This window comes from Vibrio genomosp. F6 (assembly GCF_005146325.1).
GTDB classification, from domain to species: domain Bacteria; phylum Pseudomonadota; class Gammaproteobacteria; order Enterobacterales; family Vibrionaceae; genus Vibrio; species Vibrio cortegadensis.
Genome location: NZ_SYUT01000052.1, coordinates 1 through 5735, shown reverse-complemented (window position 1 = coordinate 5735; position 5735 = coordinate 1). Strand labels below are relative to the sequence as shown.

The 5735-nt window shown below is 40.9% G+C and carries 6 protein-coding genes; 5 read left to right on the top strand and 1 reads right to left on the bottom strand.

The features are described 5' to 3' along the window. Window positions 1-34 precede the first annotated feature (34 nt). The 5 genes from FCV43_RS17255 to FCV43_RS17235 all read left to right on the top strand — a co-directional run bounded on the left by FCV43_RS17255 (window position 35) and on the right by FCV43_RS17235 (window position 3415). The gene (locus FCV43_RS17255) at window positions 35-508 is read left to right on the top strand and encodes a GrpB family protein (RefSeq protein ID WP_136995873.1); all 474 of its coding nucleotides are present in this window, start codon (window positions 35-37) and stop codon (window positions 506-508) included. Window positions 509-652: 144 nt separating this feature from the next. Next, complete coding sequence (locus tag FCV43_RS17250; protein ID WP_136995872.1) at window positions 653-1561, top strand: FRG domain-containing protein; 909 nt, start codon at window positions 653-655, stop codon at window positions 1559-1561. A 187-nt stretch (window positions 1562-1748) separates the two neighbouring features. Beyond that, a complete protein-coding gene (locus tag FCV43_RS17245; protein WP_136995871.1) occupies window positions 1749-2624 on the top strand; it encodes a prohibitin family protein in 876 nt (291 codons plus the stop codon). A gap of 225 nt (window positions 2625-2849) precedes the next feature. After that, on the top strand, window positions 2850-3131 hold the full coding sequence (locus FCV43_RS17240; RefSeq protein ID WP_170961686.1) for a type II toxin-antitoxin system Phd/YefM family antitoxin: 282 nt from the start codon (window positions 2850-2852) through the stop codon (window positions 3129-3131). Then, on the top strand, window positions 3128-3415 hold the full coding sequence (locus FCV43_RS17235; RefSeq protein ID WP_136995869.1) for a type II toxin-antitoxin system RelE/ParE family toxin: 288 nt from the start codon (window positions 3128-3130) through the stop codon (window positions 3413-3415). The genes FCV43_RS17240 and FCV43_RS17235 overlap by 4 nt, the downstream gene beginning before the upstream one ends. Before the next feature lie 305 nt (window positions 3416-3720). Here FCV43_RS17235 and FCV43_RS17230 read toward each other — a convergent pair whose 3' ends face one another. Next, complete coding sequence (locus tag FCV43_RS17230; protein ID WP_136995868.1) at window positions 3721-5250, bottom strand: transposase; 1530 nt, start codon at window positions 5248-5250, stop codon at window positions 3721-3723. Window positions 5251-5735: the final 485 nt, after the last annotated feature.

Sequence of the window (5735 nt, the reverse complement as noted above, 5' to 3'; positions counted from 1 at the left end):
GGGGTCATTATGTCTATGCCTTTTGGGAGAAAATATGCAATTTTACAAAGCAGATGAGTATCAGGTCTCTTGTGCAAATCTCTATCGTAACTATGAACTTCAGATAGCCGCTTTACTTCCAGGCGCAACAATTGAGCATATTGGGGCATCTTCTATCCCTAATGCTGTATCTAAGGGAGACCTAGACATACTTGTTGGTGTTAACGGTAACGAGCTAGAAAAAGCAGTGAAGTTACTTTCTACTTTAGGTTTCAACGAAAAATCCAATACGTTAAGAACTCCAGAGCTTTGCATGTTAGAAAATAGCTCAGGTGAAGATGTCGCTTTTCAAGTTGTAGCGAATGGCTCAGAATTTGACTTCTTTGTGAAGTTTAGGGACAAGCTCCGTGAAAGCCCTGAGTTGGTTCAACAATACAATGAACTCAAAATATCTTGTACAGGTTGGACTCACGAAGAGTATCGTCGAAAAAAATCAGCTTTTATTGAGCGCGTTTTAAGACAGGCATAACAAAGCATTTAAGGCGGATTCCCAACGCTCGGCATTTTTGGTTTGCTTTAACTTTGGTGTTTACGGCATCATACTTTTAGTTCAGTGGTCTGCGTTGCTCACCACTTAATGCGGCGTTAAATGACATTGAAGTTTGGAGTGTATATGGAAAAAACAGAAACACATATTGGCAGTGTAAGAACATTGATGAAGGTGTTATCGGAACTTCATGATGAAAAATTTGCAATTTTTTATCGAGGGCATGCAGATAAAGATTACGATGTTGTCCCGTCAATTTATAGAAATCCTGAATGGTATACTAATGAGCATAAGATTGTTCGAGAAATCATTATGCGATGTCCAAATGATTTTAGTAATATGAATTCTAGCTTTGAAAAGCTAGTAAAAATGCAACATTATAATTTACCTACTCGCCTACTCGACATTACAGAAAACCCTCTGGTCGCAATGTTTTTTGCTTGTATGAGTGAAGATAAAAAAGACGGCGAGTTACTTTTTTTTAAAGTGCCTAAGTCTAAGATAAAATATTATGATAGCGATACGGTTTCAGTTTTGGCTAATGTGGCTTGGGCTGATTCCAATTTTGAGATTCAGGCTTCACATCGAGGAAGTTATAAGAGGTTTCATACATCTAATAATATACACGCTTCCAAATTAATTCATTGTATTCGTCAAGAAAAACCATATTTTTCAGAGTGTATCAACCCAGTTGATATTGAGAGTGTTGTTTGTGTTAAACCTAAAATGGACAACCAAAGAGTGATACGACAAGACGGTGCTTTTTTCTTATTTGGTATAAATGCAAACAAACATGCACATGCAGTGATTGAAGATGAGTGGAAATATTTCCCTAGCGAAAAGCGTTATATAATTAAGCGAAGTGTTAAAAAAGAAATTTTAGCTCAGTTGAAGTCTATTGGTATTTCAAAGGCAAAACTCTTTCCTGAAATCGATATGGTTTCTCAATTTATTAAAGAAAATAATGAGTTACAATTTAACGAGTTTAGTTCCGTTTTACCTAAGCCCTTTAACGGTCAACTGCTGATAGTTTAGGTGTAAGCATGTCATTTAACAAAGCATTTAAGAGGGATTCTCAACGCTTGGCATTTTTGGTTCTACTTCAAATTTAGTGTTTACGGTACAATACTTTAGGTCGGGTGGAGGCGTTGTTCACCCCTTAATGCGGCGTTAGGATTAACGTTGATTATTTACACATATAATAAGTTGGTTGGTAAAAAATATGAAACAAGCTATAGAAATGAAGAAATTTAACTTTCCTATTAAAAAGGTAGGTGTCGGGGCTGCCGTTGCTTTTGCCCTCTTTAGTTCAGTTTACACTGTCAATGAAGGACATATTGGTATTGTTAAGCGCTTTAGCGAAGCTAAAACACAGGTAAGCCCTGGTTTACACTTCAAAGTCCCGTTGATCGACAGCGTTGAAGAAATTGAAGTTCGGACACGAAAGAATGAAGAGAAAATGGCCTCAAGTACAAAGGAACAGATGCCAGTCACTGTCGTCGTATCAGTTAACTGGACAGTGGATAAATCTGCAGCGTTAGATCTCTTTCGACAGTATGGTGGCTTACCGCAGTTTGAAGCTCGCATTCTTGACCCTAGGTTTAGGTCTGCAACCAAGGATGTTATTCCACAGTATGATGCAGAGCAACTGATTCAAGATAGAGCTAGTGCTATTCAGGCTATTGAATCAAATTTAATTGAAGAAATGGCCGCTTTTCCTGTTAGCGTAGATAATATACAGATTGAAAATATAGCCTTACCAAAAAAATACCTTACCTCAATCGAAACGAAGCAGACTGAAAAAAACTTAGCAGCTGCAGAGAAACATAAACTTGCTAGGCAAAATTTAGAAGCTCAAAGGGCCGTGAATACGGCAAAAGCCAAAGCTGATGGTATTGAGCTTATCGCTATAGCTGAAGCAAAAGCTATTAAGTTAAAAGGTTTGGCAGAAGCAGAAGCCATTAATGCAAAAGCAAAAGCTCTTGGGGACAATCCACTTATTATTAAACTGACCGAAGCTCAAAATTGGGACGGAAAGTTACCAGCAACAATGTTGGGTGGTGAAAATATGCCGATTTTGGATATGAGAGCTAAGTAGGGTCTGGATAATTAAAAATTAATCCTAACAAGCAATTCAAGCTGACAGCCAACGCGCGGCATTTTCAGTTCCAAATAGTTTAGGTGTAATCGGTGCTTTGCTTTGAGTTCAGGTTTGCGTTGGTCTGCAGCTTAATTGGGCGTTAGTACACCTAATTGACTTCTTGCTCAAAACTTCCAATTGAACTATTATTTGTACGTTATTTTGTACCTTTTGGAGTTCAATATGAGCCGTATTCATTTCGACCAAGACATTCAGCCTCTTTCTGAGTTTCGTGCAGGAGTCACCTCATTCATTAAACAAATCAATGAGACTCGCCGACCACTCGTTATTACTCAACGTGGCAAAGGTGTCGCGGTTGTTCTTGATGTTGCTGAATATGAAGCAATGCAGGAAAAAATCGAGCTACTTGAAGAAATGCGAACAGCAGAGGCACAGTTAGCTTCTGGTTTAGGTGTATCTAATGAAGATGCCCGCGCTCAGGTATTAGGACGTATTAAACAATGAAAGTAGTTTGGTCTCCATTGGCTCTTGAAAAGCTTGGTGATGCAGCTGAGTTCAATGCCTTAGACAATCCAGTTGCGGCGAAAAGCTGGGTTAACGAAATTTTCGATAAAACAGATTTACTTGGAACTATGCCTGAAATGGGGCGAATGGTTCCGGAAATGCCACATACGTATTATCGTGAAATTCTATTTGGACACTATCGTATTATTTACAGTTTAGGGCTCGAAGTTCGTATTTTAACCGTTCGTAATTGTCGCCAAACATTAACTGAAAGTGATGTGTAAATCGGTGTTCTAACAAACAATTTAAGAGTGATTCTCCACGCTTGGCATTTTGGGTTTGGGTTAAGTTCAGTGTTTAAGGCGTCCAAATTGAGTGTAGTGGCAGCGTGGCTCACACCTTAATTGGGCGTTGAGGCTGTAGGATTTCTCGATTTTTCGCCGATTTCCCCTGCTTTTATCGTCATTTATCCGACCGATAACAGCCTAAATGCTACGTGATGATAGTGACCTTTACCATAATAAGGAAAGATAGAGCGACAGGATGAGAGTTAATCGGAGTTTTTCGATGATTTTAGAGGTTTTACCCTCTAGATAATGCAATTTCGTAGCTTTTCCATGTTGTGAAGCATGCTGAACATCGCCCATTGGGCGTTCACTTTCTCTTGTCCTCTTAGCGTAAATCGATTCATCTGTTTGTTGACTGTGATGTTACCAAAAACAGGCTCAACACATCCAAGCCGTTTACTGTATTGCCGCCTTCCTTCTGGGCTATCAATCTTGTCTTTCATGGCCTGCATGTGGTCAAAGTCTTTGGTGTTTTTGTAGATAAAGAAGACTTGTCGACCAACTTGCTTGCCAGGCGGTTTTCTCATGCACAGCGGTTGATGAACGCATTGTCTGCAGTCGTTTAGGTATCCACAAAACTGAGCACCACGCTCCCCACGGATGACGGCGATTTTACTGCTCAGTCGCATCATATTTCCTGCAGGGCATCGGCAAGTCATTTCGTCTTGGTTGAACTCGAACATCGAAATGGAGTAACAGGTTTTGCCTGTTTTTGAGCGTTTCTTTCGTTTTTTCGCTTGCTCGGTCTGATAGGTTTCACTGTTTTGAAACAGCGGATTACGGCTGCGAAATCCAGTGTCTGCTATGTAACAATCATAAGGGGTCTCAGACAGGAACTTGAGGTTGGTTTTACTGTGAAACCCACTGTCTGCGGTGAACTTGGTGGTGCGCTCTGAGCTGTTGGGTAGTTTCTCTAATTGTTCTTTCAAAGCGAGCACTGCAGGCTTTAATGTTTGCTGCTCACCAACACTTCCCCACACTTGGCTGTGTAAAATAATTTGGTGCTTGTCATCCGTGATGGCGATGCCGTTATAACCTTGAATAGTGCCTTTTGAGGTGGTCATTTTAGCGCTGTCATTGTCCGTGATGTTGCTTTTTACAGGTTTTTTACTGCTGCCCAATTTGTCTTTAGTGCTCGCCAGAAATGCACCTATTTTATCGGCGCTGCTATCAAGCTTTTGTTTTTGTCTTAAGTCTTGTTCGATAACTTCATTTGGGATCGAATCTTGGCTTTGATGACGCTCGATAATTCGCTGGCTCGCCCGCTGTAGTTTTTCTTTTTTACGGAGAAGCTCTTCGTGTGTGCCACTCCATTCTTTACTGGCATTGGATGAAATTTTACAGCCATCAATAGCAAACATGTTACGGCCAATTAGGCCTTGTTCATCGCATATCATGAGAACCTGAGTGAACAGTGGTTCGATGGTGTCCTTCATTTGTGCGATGAAAGCCGCGATAGTGGTGAAGTGTGGTCGCTCGTCGCCCGATAAGCACATGAAGGTGACGTTGTTGACGCAAGCCCTTTCTATGCGACGGCTAGATAACATGCCGAGGGAATAGGCGTAAAAAATAACCTTAAGCATGATGGAAGGTGGGTAAGCAGCCGCCCCGTTTTTGTCGTTGTGGTAGTGCGCATCAAAGGGCGAGAGGTCGAGGTGGTTATCGACAATGTGAGAAATCGCATACTCGATAGTTCCGGGGATGAGTTGTTCATCGATGATGATAGGGACGAACATGTTTTGGTTCGAGTAATCGGTTTTGAAGTTGGGCATAACCGTGTCTCGTGGCGAATAATTTAGATTAGATCACAAGGAGTTAGTGCGTTCAAGCTCATATCATGATGAAATGGCGGTAGGATCAGAATTGAGACGGGCGAGGAGAAATTCTACAGCCTCGTTATATTGCATAAGATTCAAAGGGTTAAATTATCCGTTTATCTTTGTTCTGCGCTCAAACTACACACCTGTTCGTTTCGTGTAAGTTGCCATCAAAATGATCATCGCACGTAGAAAGTGTGTCGGTTGATTAGCAGCAACGTCACGCAAGTCTCCTCATTAGTAAGTTTGCTGGCTCAAGTTCATTTTGCGCGGCTTCTTTTGGGTGGGAACTTCATTGAAGAATTGTGGCTTCAGCGCACTTTGTTGTCAGGTTTGTCGCTCGAATTCTTTGTCATTTTGGCTAATCGAATGGCTCCAATTTAAACTCATTTCGCTTCTTAGCCAAGTGCGTTTTGTTGTCTATGATTGAGTTTCGAACT

Coding starts and splice junctions, on each gene's coding strand:
- FCV43_RS17255 (WP_136995873.1), top strand. CDS start 35: ATGCAATTTTACAAAGCAGATGAGTATCAGGTCTCTTGTGCAAATCTC.
- FCV43_RS17250 (WP_136995872.1), top strand. CDS start 653: ATGGAAAAAACAGAAACACATATTGGCAGTGTAAGAACATTGATGAAG.
- FCV43_RS17245 (WP_136995871.1), top strand. CDS start 1,749: ATGAAACAAGCTATAGAAATGAAGAAATTTAACTTTCCTATTAAAAAG.
- FCV43_RS17240 (WP_170961686.1), top strand. CDS start 2,850: ATGAGCCGTATTCATTTCGACCAAGACATTCAGCCTCTTTCTGAGTTT.
- FCV43_RS17235 (WP_136995869.1), top strand. CDS start 3,128: ATGAAAGTAGTTTGGTCTCCATTGGCTCTTGAAAAGCTTGGTGATGCA.
- FCV43_RS17230 (WP_136995868.1), bottom strand. CDS start 5,250: ATGCCCAACTTCAAAACCGATTACTCGAACCAAAACATGTTCGTCCCT.